A 17,597-nucleotide genomic window follows, 5' to 3' on the forward strand; every position below is an offset into this window, starting at 1 on the left:
GTTCCTGTCAACATCGTTACTTCTGGTCGGTCCACCAGGCTTCCCCAAATTGTCCCTGAAGCCAGGCCACAAAGCCGCTGACCTTGGCGGGAACCAGCCGCGGTGACGGATAGACGGCATGGATCTCCTGGGACGGCAACGCCCAGTCGCCCAGCAAGGGCCGCACGACGCCGCTGTTGACCGATTCGTACGCCACATACCAGGGCAGGGCCGCCACACCCATGCCGCCGCGCGCCGCCGCGAGCAGCGCCGACAGGTTGTTCGAACGCAGCGGCCCCTTGACCGGCACGGGCAGCAGCTGGCCATCGGCACCGATGAAGTGCCAGCGGGCATCGCCTTGCACCGTGCTGTAGATGAGCGCATCGTGCGCCGCCAGATCGGCCGGACTCAGCGGCGTGCCGCGCCGCTCCAGGTAGCCGGGCGCGGCCACCAGCACCCAGGGGTTGATGCCCAGGTAGCGGGCGCCCAGCGTGGAATCTGCCAGCCGGCCCATGCGGATGGCCACGTCGATGCCCTGCTCGACCAGATTCACATAGCGGTCCTCGAAATTCAGCTCGATCTGCAGCTTGGGGTTGAGCTGCATGAAGCGCATCACCAGCGGCACCAGCACGCGCCGGCCGAAGGCTACCGAGGTCGAGATGCGCAGGCCACCCTGCACCTGCGACTGCAGCAGGCTGGCGACGGTCTCGGCCTCCTCCACGTGATGCGCAATCAGCTTGCACTTTTCGTAATACAGCGCGCCGATCTCGGTCGGCGTCACGCCATGCGTCGAGCGATGCAGCAAGCGCGAGCCGAGCTGTTGCTCCAGCTGCGCCACGAGTTTGGTGGCGGACGGCTGGCCCATGCCCATGTCGGCCGCGGCCTTGCTGAACGAGCCGAGGTCCACCACGCGAATAAAGAGCCGAACGGCCTGGATGCGGTCCATGGCTTGCAAGTGGACCACAGCCATCGGCGCCTGTCATTCCAATTTTGAATAACCGTAATGCGCGGGGGCGTCTTGCCGGCAGGAGCCGATGCCGCAACACTGCCCGTCAACGTTTACACACTCTCAAGGAGACTTCGATGGCAAAGATGAAGGCCGCCATGGCCGCGGTGCTGGTGATGGAAAAGGAAGGCGTCACGCAGGCTTTTGGTGTGCCCGGCGCGGCGATCAATCCGCTGTACGCCCAACTGGCCGAGCGCCAGACCATTGGCCACGTGCTCGCCCGCCACGTCGAGGGTGCCTCGCACATGGCCGAGGGCTACACCCGCGCCAAGGCGGGGAATATCGGCGTGTGCCTGGGCACCTCCGGGCCAGCCGGGACGGACATGATCACGGGCCTGTACTCCGCCCAGGCCGATTCGATCCCCATCCTGTGCGTCACCGGCCAGGCGCCGCGCGCGCGAATGCACAAGGAGGATTTCCAGGCGGTGGACATCGCCAGCATCGCCAAGCCCGTTACCAAGTGGGCCACCACCGTGATGGAGCCGGCCCAGGTACCGCGCGCCTTCCAGCAGGCGTTTCACCTGATGCGCTCGGGCCGTCCGGGGCCGGTGCTGATCGATCTGCCGTTCGACGTGCAGATGGCCGAGATCGAGTTCGACATCGAGACCTACGAGCCGCTGCCGGTCTACAAGCCCCGCGCGAGCCGCAAGCAGATCGAAAAGGCGCTCGAGATGCTGAACCAGGCCGACAAGCCGCTGATCGTCGCAGGCGGCGGCATCATCAACGCGGACGCCGCCGATCTGCTGACCCAGTTCGCCGAAATTGCCGGCATTCCGGTCATCCCGACGCTGATGGGCTGGGGCACGATCCCCGACGACCACCCCTTGATGGCGGGCATGTGCGGGCTGCAGACCTCGCAGCGCTATGGCAACGCCAACATGCTGGCAGCAGACTTCGTGCTGGGCATCGGCAACCGCTGGGCGAATCGCCACACGGGCTCGCCCGAGGTGTATTGCAAGGGCCGCAAGTTTGTCCACGTGGACATCGAACCGACCCAGATCGGGCGCGTGTTCGCGCCCGACTACGGCATCGTGTCGGATGCCAGGGCGGCGCTGGCGCTGTTCGTCGGGGTGGCCCGGGAATGGAAGGCAGCCGGCAAGCTGCGCAACTGGTCCGGTTGGGCGGGCGAATGCCAGGCCCGCAAGTCGTCCCTCGAGTACCTGCGCAAGACCAACTTCGACACCGTGCCGATGAAGCCGCAGCGCGTCTACCAGTGCATGAACAATGCCTTCGGTAAAGACGTGACCTACGTCTCCACCATCGGCCTGTCGCAGATCGCCGGTGCGCAGTTCCTGCATGTGTACAAGCCGCGCCACTGGATCAACTGCGGCCAGGCGGGTCCGCTGGGCTGGACGATTCCCGCAGCGCTCGGCGTGCGCGCCGCCGACCCCTCGCGCAAGATCGTGGCGCTGTCGGGCGACTACGACTTCCAGTTCATGCTCGAGGAGCTGGCCGCGGGCGCGCAGTTCAAGCTGCCGTACATTCACGTCGTCGTCAACAACAGCTACCTCGGCCTGATCCGGCAGAGTCAGCGCGGTTTCAATATGGACTACTGCGTGCAGTTGGGTTTTGAAAATATCAATGCCGGCCGCGACGAGGTTGCGGCGCAGGGCTATGGCGTCGATCATGTCAAGGTGGTCGAAGGCCTGGGCTGCAAGGCGATCCGCGTGCACCGGCAGGAAGAGATCGCGCCGGCCATCCAGCAGGCCGAAGCGTGGATGGCGCAGTATCAGGTACCGGTGGTGATCGAGGTCATCCTGGAGCGTGTCACCAACATCGCCATGGGCACCGAGATCGATAACGTGGTGGAATTCGAGGAGCTGGCCACGGGCAAGGCCGACGTGCCCACCGCCACCGCCGTATCCATGCTCGACTAAGGGGGACTGAAATGCCAAAACTTGCCGCCAACCTCACGATGCTGTTCACCGAGGTTCCGTTTCTCGACCGCTTCGAGCGCGCCGCCAAAGCCGGCTTCACGGCCGTGGAGTTCCTGTTTCCGTATGCCTACAGCGCGGGCGACATCAAGCAGCGGCTTGACGCCCACGGCTTGACGCTGGTGCTGCACAACCTGCCCGCTGGCGATTGGGACGCGGGCGAGCGCGGCATCGCCTGCCACCCTGACCGTGTGGCGGAGTTCCGCGATGGTGTGGCAACGGCCATCAGCTACGCCAAAACGCTGGGCGTGGGCCAGCTCAACTGCCTGGCGGGCAAGGCGCCGGAAGGCGTCCCCGACAAGATGCTGCGCGAGACGTTGATTGAGAACCTGCGCTATGCCGCCGCGCAATTGAAGAAGGCCGGACTCAGGCTGCTGATCGAGCCGATCAATACCTTCGACATCCCGGGCTTCTACCTCAACCGAACGACGCAGGCCGTCTCCATCCTGGTCGAGGTCGGTGCCGACAATGCCTTCGTTCAGTACGACATCTACCACGCCCAGCGCATGGAAGGCGAGCTGGCGTCGACCATGCAAAAGTACCTGCCGCGCATCGGCCACATCCAGCTGGCCGACAATCCGGGCCGCAACGAGCCGGGCACTGGCGAAATCAACTACGCGTTCCTGTTCGTGCACCTCGATCGCATCGGCTATACCGGCTGGATCGGTTGTGAATACAAGCCCGCCACCACCACCGAGGCTGGCCTGGGCTGGCGCCAGCAACTCCTGAAATAAACTCCCCTCCAACAACGACCCACATCATGACTTCACAACCTCTCAAGATCGGCTTCATCGGCCTGGGCATCATGGGCACCCCGATGGCCGGCCACCTGCTCAAGGCGGGCCACCAACTGTTCGTCTACACACGCGGCAAGACGCCCGAGGCGATCGCCACCAGCAGCGCAACACAGTGCACCCACGCCCGCGGCGTGGCCGAGCGCGCCGACATCATCATCACGATGGTGCCCGACACACCCGATGTCGAAGCCGTGCTGTTTGGCGAGAACGGCGTTGCCGCGGGATTGAGCCAGGGCAAGGTGGTGGTGGACATGAGCTCGATCTCGCCGGTCGAGACGAAGGAATTCGCGAAGAAGATCCTGGCCCTGGGCTGCGACTACCTCGACGCGCCGGTCAGCGGCGGCGATGTCGGCGCGAAGAATGCGACCCTGTCCATCATGGTCGGCGGCGAACAGGCCGTGTTCGATCGCGTCAAACCCGTGTTCGAACTCATGGGCAAGAACATCACGCTGGTGGGTGGCATCGGCGACGGCCAGACCTGCAAGGTCGCGAACCAGATCGTCGTGGCCCTGACCATCAACGCGGTCGCCGAGGGGCTGCTGTTCGCGGCGCGCGCCGGCGCCGATGCCGGCAAGGTACGCCAGGCGCTGATGGGCGGCTTGGCCACCTCGCGCATCCTGGACATCCTGGGCGATCGCATGATCAAGCGCAGCGTCGATCCGGGCTTTCGCATCGCGCTGCACCAGAAGGACCTGAACCTGGCGCTGGGCGCGGCCAAATCGCTGGGCCTGGCGCTGCCCGCCACCTCGAATGCCCAGCAGCTGTTCAGCGCCTGTGTCTCGCATGGCGGGGCCGCCTGGGACCATTCGGGTATGGTGCGGGCACTGGAAAAGTTGTCGAACTTTGAAATCGGCCAGAAGGCCCCCTGAAGCGCATACGCGAGACCCTCCCCGAGACACCCGACCATGCCCCAAGAAACTCCGCAGGCCCTGCTGCGGCGCCTGTTCGACGCCGCCATCGCCAGCGCCCAGCCGGCGCTGTGCATCCCGCCGCATATGCCGTCACCGAAGGAGCTTGGAACGGGCCGCCTGATCGTGATTGGCGCGGGCAAGGCCTCGGCCGCGATGGCACGCGCCGTTGAAGACCATTGGCCGGGGCCCCTGTCGGGGCTGGTGGTCACCCGCTACGGCTACGCGGTGCCGTGCGAGCGCATCGAGATCGTTGAAGCGGCGCATCCTGTGCCCGACGCCGCCGGCCTGGCCGCCGCCGAACGCCTGCTCGAACTCGTGCAGGGCTTGCGCCCGGATGACCTCGTGCTGTGCCTGATCTCGGGCGGCGGCTCGTCGCTGCTGCCGCTGCCGGCGGCAGGTCTGACGCTGGAGCACAAGCAGGACGTAAACCGCGCCCTGCTGAAGTCGGGCGCCACCATCAGCGAGATGAACTGCGTGCGGCGCCACCTCTCGGGCATCAAGGGCGGGCGCCTTGCCGCAGCCTGTCATCCGGCGCGGGTGCTCACCCTGTTGATTTCCGACGTGCCGGGCGATGATCCGATCGACATCGCCTCCGGCCCCACGGTCGCCGATCCGACGACCTGCGAAGACGCACTCGCCATCATCCGGCGCTACGGCATCGAGGTGCCGGCGGCGGTGCAGGGCGTGCTGGAAAGCGGCCGTGGCGAGTCCATCAAGCCTGGCGACCCGCGGCTGGCGCGCGCCGCCATTCGCATGATCGCCACGCCGCAAATGGCGCTGGAGGCCGCCGCCAGCGTGGCGCAGCAAGCCGGTTACACCCCGTACATCCTCGGTGACGCACTCGAAGGCGAGGCGCGCGACGTCGGCAAGGTGCTGGCGGGCATCGCGCTGCAGGTGGCCGCACGCGGCCAGCCGGTGCCACCGCCCTGCGTGCTGCTCTCGGGCGGCGAGACGACCGTCACCGTGCGCGGCAGCGGGCGCGGCGGGCGCAACGTGGAATGCCTGCTCTCCATCGGCATCGCACTCAACGGCCACCCGCGCATCCATGGGCTGGCGGGCGATACCGACGGCGTGGATGGCCAGGAGGAGATTGCCGGCGCCTGTCTCGCACCCGACTCGCTGGCGCGTGCCTGGGCGCGGGGCATCAGGCCCAGAGACGCCTTGGCGAACAATGACGGTCATGGCTTTTTCGGGGCGCTGGGGGATTCGGTGATCACCGGGCCGACGCTGACCAATGTGAACGACTTTCGCGCCCTTCTCATCGAAGCACCTGCCGAAACCTGAGGCCCCCGCAGAGCCAGAAACGCCAAAGTCGTCGCCAGGCTTTGGCCCTGCGCGGCCTGCCGGGCCGCACCGTTGCGTTCATGCCATTTTCCCTGCCAATTCTCCACAAAATCGGCAACGTCGGGTGGAAATTGGGGGTTGCTCTCCACGACAGCTTGTCGGACAACTGGTATATTGCGTTGCAACATATAACGAAAGTAGATGTTCAGCATGATGTACCAAATCTACGAAACCCAGCGCTCACTGATGGAGCCTTTCGCCGACTTTGCGCAGGCTGCCGCCAAGATGTACGGCAACCCGCTGTCGCCGCTGGGCCAGAATCCCTTCGCACAACGCGTCTCGGCCGGATTCGGCCTGCTCTACCGCCTGGGCAAGGATTACGAAAAACCGGTGTTTGGCCTGCAAACCGTCCCGGTGGACGGCATTGATGTGGCCATCCACGAGCGCGTCGAAATCGACAAGCCGTTTTGCGAACTGCGCCGCTTCAAGCGCTTCACCGACGACCCAGAGACGCTGACCAAGCTCAAGGGCCAGCCTGCGGTGCTGATCGTGGCCCCGCTGTCGGGTCACCATGCCACGCTCCTGCGCGACACCGTCAAGACCATGCTCAAGGACCACAAGGTCTACATCACCGACTGGAAAAATGCCCGGCTGGTGCCCCTGTCCGAAGGTGAATTCCACCTCGACGACTATGTCAACTATGTGCAGGAATTCATCCGTCATCTGCAGGCGCGCTACGGCAACTGCCACGTCGTGAGCGTGTGCCAGCCCACCGTGCCGGTGCTGGCAGCCGTCTCGCTGATGGCCAGCCGCGGCGAGACCACGCCCCTGACCATGACCATGATGGGCGGGCCGATCGACGCGCGCAAGATGCCCACCTCGGTCAACAACCTGGCGACCAACAAGAGCCACGACTGGTTCAAGAACAACGTGATTTACCGCGTGCCCAGCAACTATCCTGGCGCCGGGCGGCGCGTTTACCCGGGCTTTTTGCAGCACACCGGCTTTGTTGCCATGAACCCGAGCAACCACGCCCGCAGCCATTACGACTATTTCAACGACCTGCTCAAGGGCGATGACGTCAGCACGGAAGCGCACCGCAAGTTCTACGACGAATACAACGCCGTGCTCGACATGGACGCCGACTACTACCTCGAGACCATCCGGGTGGTGTTTCAGGATTTCTGCCTCGTCAACGGAACCTGGGACGTGAAGGGCGTGGACGGCAAGACCGAGCGTGTTCGGCCCCAGGACATCAAGACCACCGCCCTGCTTTCCGTCGAGGGCGAGCTCGACGATATTTCCGGTTTGGGCCAAACCCGGGCCGTGCATGAGCTGTGCACTGGCGTGCCCGCATCGCAGCAACGCCATCTGGAGGCCAAGGGCGCAGGCCACTACGGCATTTTCAGCGGCCGGCGCTGGCGCGAGGTGGTGTACCCCGAGGTCAAGCGCTTTATTCTTGAGCACCATGCCGCCAAAGCCGTTATCAAAGCTGAAGAAGCTGCTACAAAGCCAGTAGTACACGCTGCAACGCACGCGGCGGCCCACCTCAAAACGAGTGCCAGCAAGTCCGTCAAAGCGCTCAGCAAACCGGTCGCCAAAACAACGACCACAAAAGTCGCGCGCAAGAAGTAGGTTCGTCCGTGGATGCGCTGGCCGCCCGCATCAATGCCGTCCTGCCCCAAACCCAGTGCACGCGCTGCGGTTACCCGGATTGCGCTGGCTATGCCCAGGCCATTGCCAGCGGCAAAGCAGAAATCAACCAGTGCCCGCCCGGCGGCGCCGAGGGCGTTGCCCGGCTCGCCCGCCTGACCGGACGGCCCGTGCGGCCGCTGAATCCCGCGAATGGGCTCGAGGCCCCGCGCACGGTCGCCGTCATCGACGAGGACTGGTGCATCGGCTGCACCCTGTGCATTGCCGCCTGCCCGACCGACGCCATCATCGGCAGCAACAAGCTGATGCATACCGTGATCGAGCCTTACTGCACCGGCTGCGAGCTGTGCGTTCCGGTCTGCCCGGTGGACTGCATCAGCCTGGAGAACGTCACGCAAGAGCGCACCGGCTGGGACGCGTGGTCACAAGCCCAGGCCGACGAAGCCCGCGAACGCTACGAGTTTCATGGCGTCAGGAGAAGCAGGGACCAGGGCGAGAACGATAAAAGGCTCGAAGAAAAAGCCCAGGCCAAACTGGCCGACCTGCCCGCCCACTCGCAGATCACCGACCCGGAGGCACTCGCCCCAAAGCGCACCGTGATTGAAGCGGCGCTGGCCCGTGCACGCGCGCGCCGCGGCGACGCATCCGGTAGAAACTAACGCAGCGCCGCGTTCAGGCCTGCCAGCGCCTGGGCGCCCGGGCAAAGGTCCTCGCGCCCCAGCGCGTTGAGTGGCGCGGCACCGGTGTTGAGCGCCGCGTGCAGGTCGCTGGCATCCGGGTCCACGTAGAGCAGGCCCGTGACCACCTCGCCGCGCGCCTGGTGTATCTGCACATGGTTCATCGCAGCCAGCCGGTCGGTCGGATCGTAACCCTCGTGCAGCTTGCGCAGGCGCAGCGTCAATCCGTCATGCTGCAGCACCTCCACCACCTCGCCCGGCGCGTAGTCGGTGGTGATTTCGTTGCGCGGCGTGATGAAGTCGATGCGGTTCACGGCCTCGTTGTGCTCGCGCACATAGTCGTAGCTCTTGGTGCTGCCCGCGTGGTTGTTGAACGCCACGCAGGGGCTGATGACGTCGATGAAGGCCGCGCCGCCGTGGCCGATGGCGCCCTTGATCAGCGGCACCAGTTGCGCCTTGTCGCCCGAAAAGCTGCGCGCCACGTAGGTGGCGCCGAGCTGCAGTGCCATGCCGATCAAGTCGACGGGGCTGTCGCGGTTGATCGCGCCCTTCTTGCTTTTGGAGCCGCGGTCGGCCGTGGCGGAAAATTGCCCCTTGGTCAGCCCATACACACCGTTGTTTTCCACGATGTAGACCATGTTCACGCCGCGCCGCATGGCATGGGCGAACTGCCCCAGGCCGATCGAGGCCGAGTCGCCGTCGCCCGAGACACCCAGGTACAGCAGGTCGCGGTTGGCCAGGTTGGCGCCGGTCAGCACCGAGGGCATGCGCCCGTGCACGGTGTTGAAGCCGTGCGAGGCACCCAGAAAATAATCCGGCGTCTTGGAGCTGCAGCCGATGCCCGAGAGCTTGGCCACGCGGTGCGGCTCGATGTCGAGCTCCCAGCAGGCCTGGATGATGGCCGCCGAGATCGAGTCGTGGCCGCAGCCCGCGCACAGCGTGGAAACCTTGCCTTCGTAGTCGCGCCGGGTGTAGCCGACCTTGTTGGTCTGCAACGCGGGATGGTGCATGCGGGGTTTGGCGAGGTAAGTCATACGGCTTGCTCCTGGACGGTGCTTCGCGCCTTGCGCTTGGGCGTGCTCGCCTCGGCGTGCACGTGGTCGGTGATGGCTTCGGTGATGAAGCGCGCCGTGATCGGCGTGCCGTCGTAGTGCAGCACGCGCACCAGGCGCGATGGATCCACCTCCAGCTCATTCACCAGCAGGCTGCGCATCTGGGCGTCGCGGTTCTGCTCGACCACGAACACGGACTCGTGCTCGGCCAGGAACTGCGCCACGCTCTCGGGGAACGGGAAGGCGCGCAGGCGCAGTGCGTCCAGGTGGATGCCCACCTCCGTCAATGAATCCAGCGCCTCGTTCATCGCGGGCGAGGTGGAGCCGAAGTAAATGACGCCAAGCCGCGTCTTGCGCGCCGCCTTGCGCAGCACCGGCTGTGGCACCAGCGTGGCGGCGGTCTCGAACTTCTTGAGCAGGCGCTGCACGTTGTAAATGTAGTCCGGCCCACGCTCGGAGTAGCGGGCGTACGGATCGCGTGTGGTACCGCGCGTGAAGTAGCTGCCCCGGGTCGGATGCGTACCGGGCAGCGTGCGCCAGGGAATACCGTCGCCGTCCACGTCCTTGTAGCGGCCAAAATCCTTGCCTGCTTCCAGTTCTTCGGCCGTCATCACCTTGCCGCGGTCGTACTGGCGCGCATCGTCCCATTGAAGCGGCTCGCACAGGCGCTGGTTCATGCCGATGTCCAGGTCGGTCATCAGGAACACCGGCGTCTGCAGCCGGTCGGCCAGGTCCAGCGCGGCGGCCGCGTGTTCAAAGCATTCGTGCGGGTCTTCGGGAAACAGCAGCACGTGCTTGGTGTCGCCGTGCGAGGCATAGGCGCACGACAGCAGGTCGGCCTGCTGCGTGCGCGTGGGCATGCCGGTGGACGGCCCGCCGCGCTGCACGTTGATGATGGTGACCGGGATCTCGGCAAAGTAGGCCAGGCCGATGAACTCGGTCATCAGCGACACGCCCGGCCCCGAGGTCGCGGTGAAGGCGCGCGCCCCATTCCACCCGGCCCCCACCACCATGCCGATGGAGGCAATCTCGTCCTCGGCCTGGACGATGGCGAATTTGTTCATGCCGGTGGAGGGCTCCACGCGCAGCTTGCTGCAGTACTTCTGGAACGCCTCGGCCACAGAGGACGACGGCGTGATCGGGTACCAGGCCGCCACCGTGGCGCCGCCGTATACGCAGCCCAGGGCCGCAGCGCTGTTGCCGTCCACGAAGATGCGTTCGCCGACTTTCTTGGAAGCGCGCACCTGCAATCCGATCGGGTCCAGATGGTCGCGCGCAAACTCGCGGCCCGCATTCAGCGCGCGCACGTTGGACTCGAGCAGTCGTTCCTTGCCGCGGTACTGCTCGGAAAACAGTGTCTCGATGACCTGCGCGTCCATGCCCAGCAACATCGACAGCGCGCCCACGTACAGGATGTTCTTGAACAGCTGGCGCTGGCGCGCGTCCTCGTAGGTGGCGTTGCAGATGGCGGTGAGCGGCATGCCGATCACATGCAGGTCTTCGCGAAAGCTCGAGGGCGGCAATTGCCGCGTGCTGTCGTAGAACAGGTAGCCGCCGGGGTCGACCTCGGCCACATCGGCGTCCCAGGTTTGCGGGTTCATCGCCACCATCATGTCCACGCCGCCGCGCCGGCCGAGGTAGCCTTTTTCGCACACGCGCGCCTCGTACCAGGTGGGCAGGCCCTGGATGTTGCTCGGGAAGATGTTGCGCGGGCTGACCGGCACGCCCATGCGCAAAATGGCCTTGGCGAACAGCTCGTTGGCCGAGGCCGATCCCGAGCCGTTGACGTTGGCGAACTTGACGACAAAGTCGTTCACCGATTCGATGCGCTTCATGCCCTGGCCTCCATGCGCTGTGCCCCGACTCTGGTGCTCTTGCGATCACGCGCTCGTTCGCCCGCGTAAGTTTCCATGAGCAGATACTTCTGCATGTCCCAGGCGCCCGTGGGACAGCGCTCGGCGCACAGGCCGCAGTGCAGGCAGACGTCCTCGTCCTTGATCATGACCCGGCCGGTTTTCAGCAGTCCCGACACATACAGGTCCTGCGTGGAGTTGCGTGCCGGCGCCTTGAGCCGCGTGCGCAGATCGTGCTCCTCGCCGTTGTCGGTGAAGGTGATGCAGTCCATGGGGCAGATGTCCACGCAGGCGTCGCACTCGATGCAGCTGGCGTCGGTGAACACGGTCTGCACGTCGCAGTTCAGGCAGCGCTCGGCCTCCTTGAAGGCGGTGGCGGCGTCAAAGCCCAGTTCCACCTCCACGCGGATGTTGGCCAGCGCCTTCTCGGCCTTGGCCCAGGGCACCTTGAAGCGCGCATCGCCCGAGATCGCGTTGTCGTAGCTCCATTCGTGGATGCCCATTTTCTGTGACAGCAGGTTCACGTGCGGCGCAGGCCGCTGGCGGATGTCCTCGCCATGCAGCAACCGATCGATGGACACCGCCGCCTCGTGCCCGTGGGCCACCGCGGTGATGATGTTCTTGGGACCAAACGCCGCGTCGCCACCGAAGAACACTTGCGCAAGGCTGGACTGGAAGGTTTTTTTGTCGAGCACCGGCAGGCCCCACTCATCGAAGGCGATGCCACAGTCGCGCTCGATCCACGGAAACGAATTTTCCTGCCCTACGGCGATCAGCACCTCGTCGCAGGCAACGACGACGTCGGGCTCGCCGGTGGCCACCAGCTGGCGCCGGCCCTTGTCGTCGCGCACCGCCTTGACCACTTCGAATGTCATGCCCGTGAGCTTGCCGCCTTCGTGCACGAAGGCCTTGGGCACGTGGAAGTTGATGATCGGGATGCCCTCGTGCATCGCGTCTTCCTTTTCCCAGGGCGAGGCCTTCATTTCCTCGAAGCCGCTGCGCACGATCACCTTCACGTCTTCGCCGCCGAGGCGGCGCGCCGAACGGCAGCAGTCCATCGCGGTGTTGCCGCCGCCCAGCACGATCACCCGCTTGCCGATGCGGGTGACGTGACCGAACGAGACCGAGGCCAGCCAGTCGATGCCGATGTGAATCTGTGCGGCGGCCTCAGTTCGGCCAGGCAGTTGCAGATCGCGCCCGCGCGGTGCGCCACAGCCCACGAACAGCGCATCGAAGCCCTGCGCCAGCAGCTCGTTCATGGAGTCCACGCGCTGGCCGCCGCGAAAGTCCACCCCCAGGTTCAACACATAACCGGTCTCCTCGTCGATCACCGACTCGGGCAGGCGAAAGTGCGGAATCTGCGTGCGCATGAAGCCACCGGCCTTGGCCTCAGTATCGAACACCGTCACCTGATAACCCTGCGGCGCGAGGTCGCGCGCCACGGTGAGCGAGGCCGGTCCCGCGCCGATGCAGGCGATGCGCTTGCCCTTGCGGCGCAGCTCGGGCGCCACCGGAATCGGCATGCGGTCGCGCACGTCGTCCTTGTGGTCGGCGGCCACGCGCTTGAGCCGGCAGATCGCCACCGGCTGCGGATGCTCGCCATTGCTTTCCTCGACCCGGCCGCGCCGGCAGGCAGGCTCGCAGGGCCGGTCGCAGGTGCGCCCCAGGATGCCGGGAAACACGTTGGAGACCCAGTTGACCATGTAGGCGTCGCTGTAGCGACCCTGGCCGATCAGCCGGATGTATTCAGGGACGGGGGTGTGGGCCGGACAGGCCCACTGGCAATCGACGACCTTGTGGAAATAGGACGGATTCGCGATATCGGTAGGCTGCAAAACTGTCTCCTTGCCCTGGTGTGCACTGCACAAATGGTGACTAGTAATAACAGTCTAAGCCTCGCAGCCCTGAAAGTGTTCTCGGGTGAATCCCGCAGCGTGGTCTTTACACGTCAAACGCTCCAGGCTTCGAGAGCGCCAGCCGGGAAAAGGCGCTGATCACCTCGGGCGGTGCCTGCACCAGTTCGATCAGAACCCCCTCGCCGCCAATCGGCAACTCGTCGTTGCCCTTGGGGTGGACGAAGCAGATGTCGAACCCCGCCGCGCCCTTGCGGATGCCGCCGGGCGCGAAGCGCACGCCCTTGCTGGAGAGCCATTGCACCGCGCCGGGCAGGTCGTCGATCCAGAGCCCGACATGGTTGAGCGGTGTAGTGTGGACGGCCGGCTTCCTGTCGGGGTCCAGCGGCTGCATCAGATCCACTTCGACCTTGAACGGGCCGGTGCCCATGGCGCAGATATCTTCATCCACGTTCTCACGCTCCGAGACAAAATTGCCCGTGATTTCCAGGCCGAACATGTCCACCCACAAGGTGCGCAGGCGCTCCTTGCTGGGGCCGCCGATGGCGATTTGCTGGATGCCCAGGACTTTGAAGGGACGCTGACTCATGTGAACTCCCAATTTGCGTTCATGCATGCGCTCATGAAAACTCGATGATCGGCTGGTCCACCGCCAGGCTTTCGCCCTTGGCCGCCAGCACCTTGCCCACCACGCCGTCGGCCACCGCAAACAGCACGTTTTCCATCTTCATGGCCTCGATCACGGCCACGCGCTCGCCCGCCTGCACCTTCTGCCCCGGCTGCACGGCCACGTCCACCAGCAGCCCAGGCATGGGCGAGAGCACGTAGCGGCTCATGTCGGGCGGCGCCTTGTAAGGCATCAGCGCATACAACGCGGCCGCGCGCGGCGACAGCACCAGCGCGTCGATGCGGCTGCCGCTGTGCGCCACGCGAATGGACAGAGGGTTCTTGCCCGTGCCGCGCTCGACCTGCGCCGTGAACGGCTGGTCGTTGCAGGTGCCGCGAATGCGGACCGAACCGAGCCGGAAGTTGCTACAGAATCTATAGCTGCTTGCGCCCACCTGGACATGGCTGGAGCCTGTTTTTCCTTCAAAGTCCGTGACCTGCACCGGACTCGTGAGGTTGTGCCCCTGCTGGCCCAGCGTGACCACCACAAACTCCTCACCCACCGCCACTTCATGGCCCTGCATCTGGCCGCTGATGCCGCTGGCGCGGTCGCGATAGCGGCGGTTCACAAACGCGGCCAGCGCCACCAGGAAGTTCGGGTCGTCGCGCGGCACCTCTTCCGCCCGGAAACCGCTGGCATAGTGCTCGGCGATGAAGCCGGTGTTGAAATCACCCGCGACAAACTTGGGATGCGCCAGCAGCGCCGCCTGGAACGGGATGTTGCTGCTGACGCCGCGAATCACAAAGCCGTTCAGCGCCTCGCGCATCTTGGCAATGGCGTCGAGGCGATCCTTGCCGTGCACGATGAGCTTGGCGATCATCGAGTCGTAGAACATCGGGATCTCGCCGCCGTCCCGCACCCCAGTGTCGACGCGTACGCCATACAGCTGCGACGTGTCGGCCGCAAACATCGTCTCCTTCGGCGGCTGGAAACGCACGAGCCGGCCCGTGCTCGGCAGAAAGCCGCGGAACGGGTCTTCGGCGTTGATGCGGCACTCGATGGCCCAGCCGTTGCGCTGCACGTCCTTTTGCGCCAGCGGCAGCGTCTCGCCGGCCGCCACGCGGATCATCAGCTCGACCAGGTCCAGCCCGGTGATGCACTCGGTCACCGGATGCTCGACCTGCAGCCGCGTGTTCATCTCCAGGAAATAAAAGCTCTGGTCCTTGCCAACCACGAACTCCACCGTGCCGGCGCTCTGGTACTTGACCGCGCGGGCCAATGCCACCGCCTGCTCGCCCATGGCCTTGCGCGTGGCCTCGGAGATGAAGGGCGACGGCGCCTCCTCGATCACCTTCTGATGCCGGCGCTGGATCGAGCATTCGCGCTCGTTCAGGTAGACGCAGTTGCCGTGGCTATCGCCCATGAGCTGAATTTCGATGTGGCGCGGCTCCTCGACAAACTTCTCGATGAACACGCGGTCGTCGCCAAAGCTGTTGCGTGCCTCGTTGCGGCAACTGGTAAAGCCCTCGAACGCCTCCTTGTCGTTGAACGCCACGCGCAGCCCCTTGCCGCCGCCGCCAGCCGACGCCTTGATCATGACGGGATAGCCAATGCCCTTGGCGATCCCGACCGCCTGCTCTGCCGTCTCAATCGCTTCGTTGACGCCGGGGATGCAGTTCACGCCGGCTTCCTTGGCCAGCTTCTTGGACGCAATCTTGTCGCCCATCGCGGCAATGGAATAGTGCTTGGGGCCGATGAAAACAATGCCCTCTTCCTCCACCCGTTTGGCAAAGTCCGCGTTCTCGCTCAAAAACCCGTAGCCCGGGTGCACCGCCTGCGCGCCGGTCTGCTTGCACGCGGCAATGATCCTGTCCGCCACCAGGTAACTCTCGCGGCTGGGTGCCGGGCCGATGTTGACGGCCTCGTCGGCCAGCGCCACGTGGCGCGCGCCCGCATCGGCGTCGGAATACACCGCCACCGTTTTGATACCCATCTTGCGGGCCGTCTTGATCACGCGGCAGGCAATTTCACCGCGGTTGGCAATCAGTATTTTGGTAAACATTCGCAGTCTCCTGTTCGGGAATCAGTTTGTGTGCTTTGCGCAGTGGCTTGAAGTCTCACCAAGGCGGCGCCGGACCTCCAACGGCGGATGTCTGAACCCGCAACGTGCACGGCGTATCCGCCTTCGCTCATGTCCCCCGCCCTGCGGGCTCCTCCTTTACTTCGCTGCGGCAGACACACCGCGCCCGTTGCTGCGAAGGGAGTCCTGCACAGGCCAGCCGACCCCGTCGTCGCTTCAAAAGTGGGCTGCCTGGGTGCTTTGCGTAGGTAAAGGAGGAGGCCGAAGGCCGGGGGACACGAAGCAAAGTGCCCGGGCAGCCCGCTCGCACACACGCTGTGCAGAGGAAAGCTCTTCATGTCCATGGTCACAAAGGAATGTTGCCGTGCTTGCGCCACGGGTTCTCGATCTTCTTCTCGCGCAGCATCACCAGGCTACGGCAGATGCGCTTGCGCGTCTCGTGCGGCAGGATCACGTCGTCGATGAAGCCGCGTGCGCCGGCCACGAACGGGTTGGCAAAGCGCGCCTTGTATTCCGCCTCGCGTGCAGCGAGTTTCACAGGATCGTTCTTGTCCTCGCGGAAGATGATTTCCACCGCACCCTTCGCGCCCATCACCGCAATTTCGGCGTTGGGCCAGGCGAAGTTGACATCGCCGCGCAAGTGCTTGGAGCTCATCACATCGTAGGCGCCGCCGTAGGCCTTGCGCGTGATCACCGTGATCTTCGGGACCGTGCATTCGGCGTAGGCGAACAGCAGCTTGGCGCCATGCTTGATGATGCCGCCGTACTCCTGCGCGGTGCCCGGCATGAAGCCCGGCACGTCGACAAACGTGACCACGGGAATGTTGAAGGCATCACAAAAGCGCACGAAGCGCGCGGCCTTGATCGAACTCTTGATGTCCAGGCAGCCCGCCAGCACCAGCGGCTGATTCGCCACGATGCCCACCGTCTGCCCTTCCATGCGGCCGAAGCCGATGAGGATGTTTTTCGCGTACTCGGGCTGCAGCTCGAAGAAGTCGCCATCGTCCACGGTCTTGGTGATCAGCTCCTTCATGTCGTAGGGCTGGTTGGGGTTGTCAGGCACCAGCGTGTCGAGCGAAGCCTCCATACGGTCCGCCGGATCACCGCTCAGGCGCACCGGGGCTTTTTCGCGGTTGCTGAGTGGCAGGTAGTTGTACAGGCGCCGCAACATCAGCAGCGCCTCCACGTCGTTCTCGAACGCCAGGTCGGCCACGCCGCTCTTGGTGGTGTGCGAAATCGCACCGCCCAGCTCTTCGGCGGTAACCTCCTCGTGCGTCACGGTCTTGACCACCTCGGGGCCCGTGACGAACATGTACGAGCTGTCCTTGACCATGAAAATGAAATCGGTCATGGCCGGCGAATACACGGCGCCGCCCGCGCACGGCCCCATGATCATGCTGATTTGCGGCACCACGCCGCTGGCCATCACGTTGCGCTGGAACACGTCGGCGTAGCCGCCCAGCGAGGCCACGCCTTCCTGGATGCGCGCGCCGCCCGAATCGTTCAGGCCGATCACGGGCGCGCCGACCTTCATGGCCTGGTCCATCACCTTGCAGATCTTCTCGGCATGCGCCTCGGACAGCGCACCGCCGAACACGGTGAAGTCCTGGCTGAACACGAACACCAGGCGGCCGTTGATCATGCCGTAGCCGGTGACCACGCCGTCGCCCGGAATCTTGTTGTCGGCCATGCCGAAGTCGCTGCAGCGGTGCTCCACGAACATGTCCCATTCCTCGAACGTGCCCTCATCGAGCAGCAGTTCCAGCCGCTCGCGGGCCGTGAGCTTGCCCTTTTTGTGCTGAGAATCAATGCGCTTTTGTCCACCGCCCAGGCGCGCGAGTTCGCGCTTGGCTTCGAGTTGTTCGAGGATGTTTTGCATGGTCAGTTTTCGTCGTTGCTTCAATATTGATA

13 protein-coding genes are annotated in these 17,597 nt (G+C 64.9%); 6 read left to right on the top strand and 7 right to left on the bottom strand.

The features are described from left to right. Positions 1-16: 16 nt before the first annotated feature. Positions 17-925, bottom strand: coding sequence for a LysR family transcriptional regulator (locus B0E49_RS13860; RefSeq protein WP_077562835.1), 909 nt, complete (start codon positions 923-925; stop codon positions 17-19). Positions 926-1,062: 137 nt separating this feature from the next. Between B0E49_RS13860 and gcl the strand changes: the two genes are divergently transcribed. The 6 genes from gcl (at position 1,063) to rsxB (ending at position 8,223) form a co-directional block, all read left to right on the top strand. After that, a complete protein-coding gene (gcl, locus tag B0E49_RS13865) occupies positions 1,063-2,862 on the top strand; it encodes a glyoxylate carboligase (RefSeq protein ID WP_077562790.1) in 1,800 nt (599 codons plus the stop codon). 11 nt (positions 2,863-2,873) lie between these two features. Then, positions 2,874-3,653 carry a hydroxypyruvate isomerase gene (hyi, locus tag B0E49_RS13870; RefSeq protein WP_077562791.1) on the top strand — a complete coding sequence of 260 codons (780 nt, stop codon included), beginning with the start codon at positions 2,874-2,876 and terminating at the stop codon, positions 3,651-3,653. 26 nt (positions 3,654-3,679) lie between these two features. After that, positions 3,680-4,585: a 2-hydroxy-3-oxopropionate reductase gene (locus tag B0E49_RS13875; protein ID WP_077562792.1), complete on the top strand. Its 906-nt coding sequence runs from the start codon at positions 3,680-3,682 to the stop codon at positions 4,583-4,585. Positions 4,586-4,621: 36 nt separating this feature from the next. Next, positions 4,622-5,911 (top strand): glycerate kinase type-2 family protein, encoded by a 1,290-nt coding sequence (locus tag B0E49_RS13880; RefSeq protein ID WP_077562793.1) that lies wholly within the window; start codon positions 4,622-4,624, stop codon positions 5,909-5,911. A gap of 210 nt (positions 5,912-6,121) precedes the next feature. Continuing rightward, positions 6,122-7,546 carry a polyhydroxyalkanoate depolymerase gene (locus B0E49_RS13885; protein ID WP_077562836.1) on the top strand — a complete coding sequence of 475 codons (1,425 nt, stop codon included), beginning with the start codon at positions 6,122-6,124 and terminating at the stop codon, positions 7,544-7,546. Positions 7,547-7,554: 8 nt separating this feature from the next. Next, a complete protein-coding gene (gene rsxB, locus B0E49_RS13890) occupies positions 7,555-8,223 on the top strand; it encodes an electron transport complex subunit RsxB (RefSeq protein WP_077562794.1) in 669 nt (222 codons plus the stop codon). Here rsxB and B0E49_RS13895 read toward each other — a convergent pair. From B0E49_RS13895 to B0E49_RS13920, 6 genes are all read right to left on the bottom strand, one after another. Then, the gene (locus B0E49_RS13895) at positions 8,220-9,275 is read right to left on the bottom strand and encodes a 2-oxoacid:ferredoxin oxidoreductase subunit beta (RefSeq protein ID WP_077562795.1); all 1,056 of its coding nucleotides are present in this window, start codon (positions 9,273-9,275) and stop codon (positions 8,220-8,222) included. The genes rsxB and B0E49_RS13895 overlap by 4 nt on opposite strands. Next, the gene (locus B0E49_RS13900; RefSeq protein WP_077562796.1) at positions 9,272-11,128 is read right to left on the bottom strand and encodes a 2-oxoacid:acceptor oxidoreductase subunit alpha; all 1,857 of its coding nucleotides are present in this window, start codon (positions 11,126-11,128) and stop codon (positions 9,272-9,274) included. The genes B0E49_RS13895 and B0E49_RS13900 overlap by 4 nt, the downstream gene beginning before the upstream one ends. Then, entirely contained in the window at positions 11,125-12,981 is a 1,857-nt protein-coding gene (locus B0E49_RS13905; RefSeq protein ID WP_077562797.1) for an FAD-dependent oxidoreductase, read from the bottom strand. Before B0E49_RS13905 ends, B0E49_RS13900 begins: the two co-directional genes overlap by 4 nt. 106 nt (positions 12,982-13,087) lie before the next feature. Beyond that, complete coding sequence (locus B0E49_RS13910) at positions 13,088-13,588, bottom strand: VOC family protein (RefSeq protein ID WP_077562798.1); 501 nt, start codon at positions 13,586-13,588, stop codon at positions 13,088-13,090. A gap of 31 nt (positions 13,589-13,619) precedes the next feature. Beyond that, a complete protein-coding gene (locus tag B0E49_RS13915; RefSeq protein WP_077562799.1) occupies positions 13,620-15,668 on the bottom strand; it encodes an acetyl-CoA carboxylase biotin carboxylase subunit in 2,049 nt (682 codons plus the stop codon). Positions 15,669-16,032: 364 nt separating this feature from the next. Then, positions 16,033-17,565: an acyl-CoA carboxylase subunit beta gene (locus B0E49_RS13920; RefSeq protein ID WP_077562800.1), complete on the bottom strand. Its 1,533-nt coding sequence runs from the start codon at positions 17,563-17,565 to the stop codon at positions 16,033-16,035. Positions 17,566-17,597 lie beyond the last annotated feature (32 nt).

Origin of the sequence: Polaromonas sp. C04, assembly GCF_002002705.1 — a bacterium.
GTDB lineage: Bacteria > Pseudomonadota > Gammaproteobacteria > Burkholderiales > Burkholderiaceae_C > Rhodoferax_A.

Excerpts from the sequence above, each read along its gene's own strand:
- B0E49_RS13860 (WP_077562835.1), bottom strand. The coding sequence starts at position 925 with ATGGACCGCATCCAGGCCGTTCGGCTCTTTATTCGCGTGGTGGACCTC.
- gcl (WP_077562790.1), top strand. The coding sequence starts at position 1,063 with ATGGCAAAGATGAAGGCCGCCATGGCCGCGGTGCTGGTGATGGAAAAG.
- hyi (WP_077562791.1), top strand. The coding sequence starts at position 2,874 with ATGCCAAAACTTGCCGCCAACCTCACGATGCTGTTCACCGAGGTTCCG.
- B0E49_RS13875 (WP_077562792.1), top strand. The coding sequence starts at position 3,680 with ATGACTTCACAACCTCTCAAGATCGGCTTCATCGGCCTGGGCATCATG.
- B0E49_RS13880 (WP_077562793.1), top strand. The coding sequence starts at position 4,622 with ATGCCCCAAGAAACTCCGCAGGCCCTGCTGCGGCGCCTGTTCGACGCC.
- B0E49_RS13885 (WP_077562836.1), top strand. The coding sequence starts at position 6,122 with ATGATGTACCAAATCTACGAAACCCAGCGCTCACTGATGGAGCCTTTC.
- B0E49_RS13895 (WP_077562795.1), bottom strand. The coding sequence starts at position 9,275 with ATGACTTACCTCGCCAAACCCCGCATGCACCATCCCGCGTTGCAGACC.
- B0E49_RS13900 (WP_077562796.1), bottom strand. The coding sequence starts at position 11,128 with ATGAAGCGCATCGAATCGGTGAACGACTTTGTCGTCAAGTTCGCCAAC.
- B0E49_RS13910 (WP_077562798.1), bottom strand. The coding sequence starts at position 13,588 with ATGAGTCAGCGTCCCTTCAAAGTCCTGGGCATCCAGCAAATCGCCATC.
- B0E49_RS13915 (WP_077562799.1), bottom strand. The coding sequence starts at position 15,668 with ATGTTTACCAAAATACTGATTGCCAACCGCGGTGAAATTGCCTGCCGC.
- B0E49_RS13920 (WP_077562800.1), bottom strand. The coding sequence starts at position 17,565 with ATGCAAAACATCCTCGAACAACTCGAAGCCAAGCGCGAACTCGCGCGC.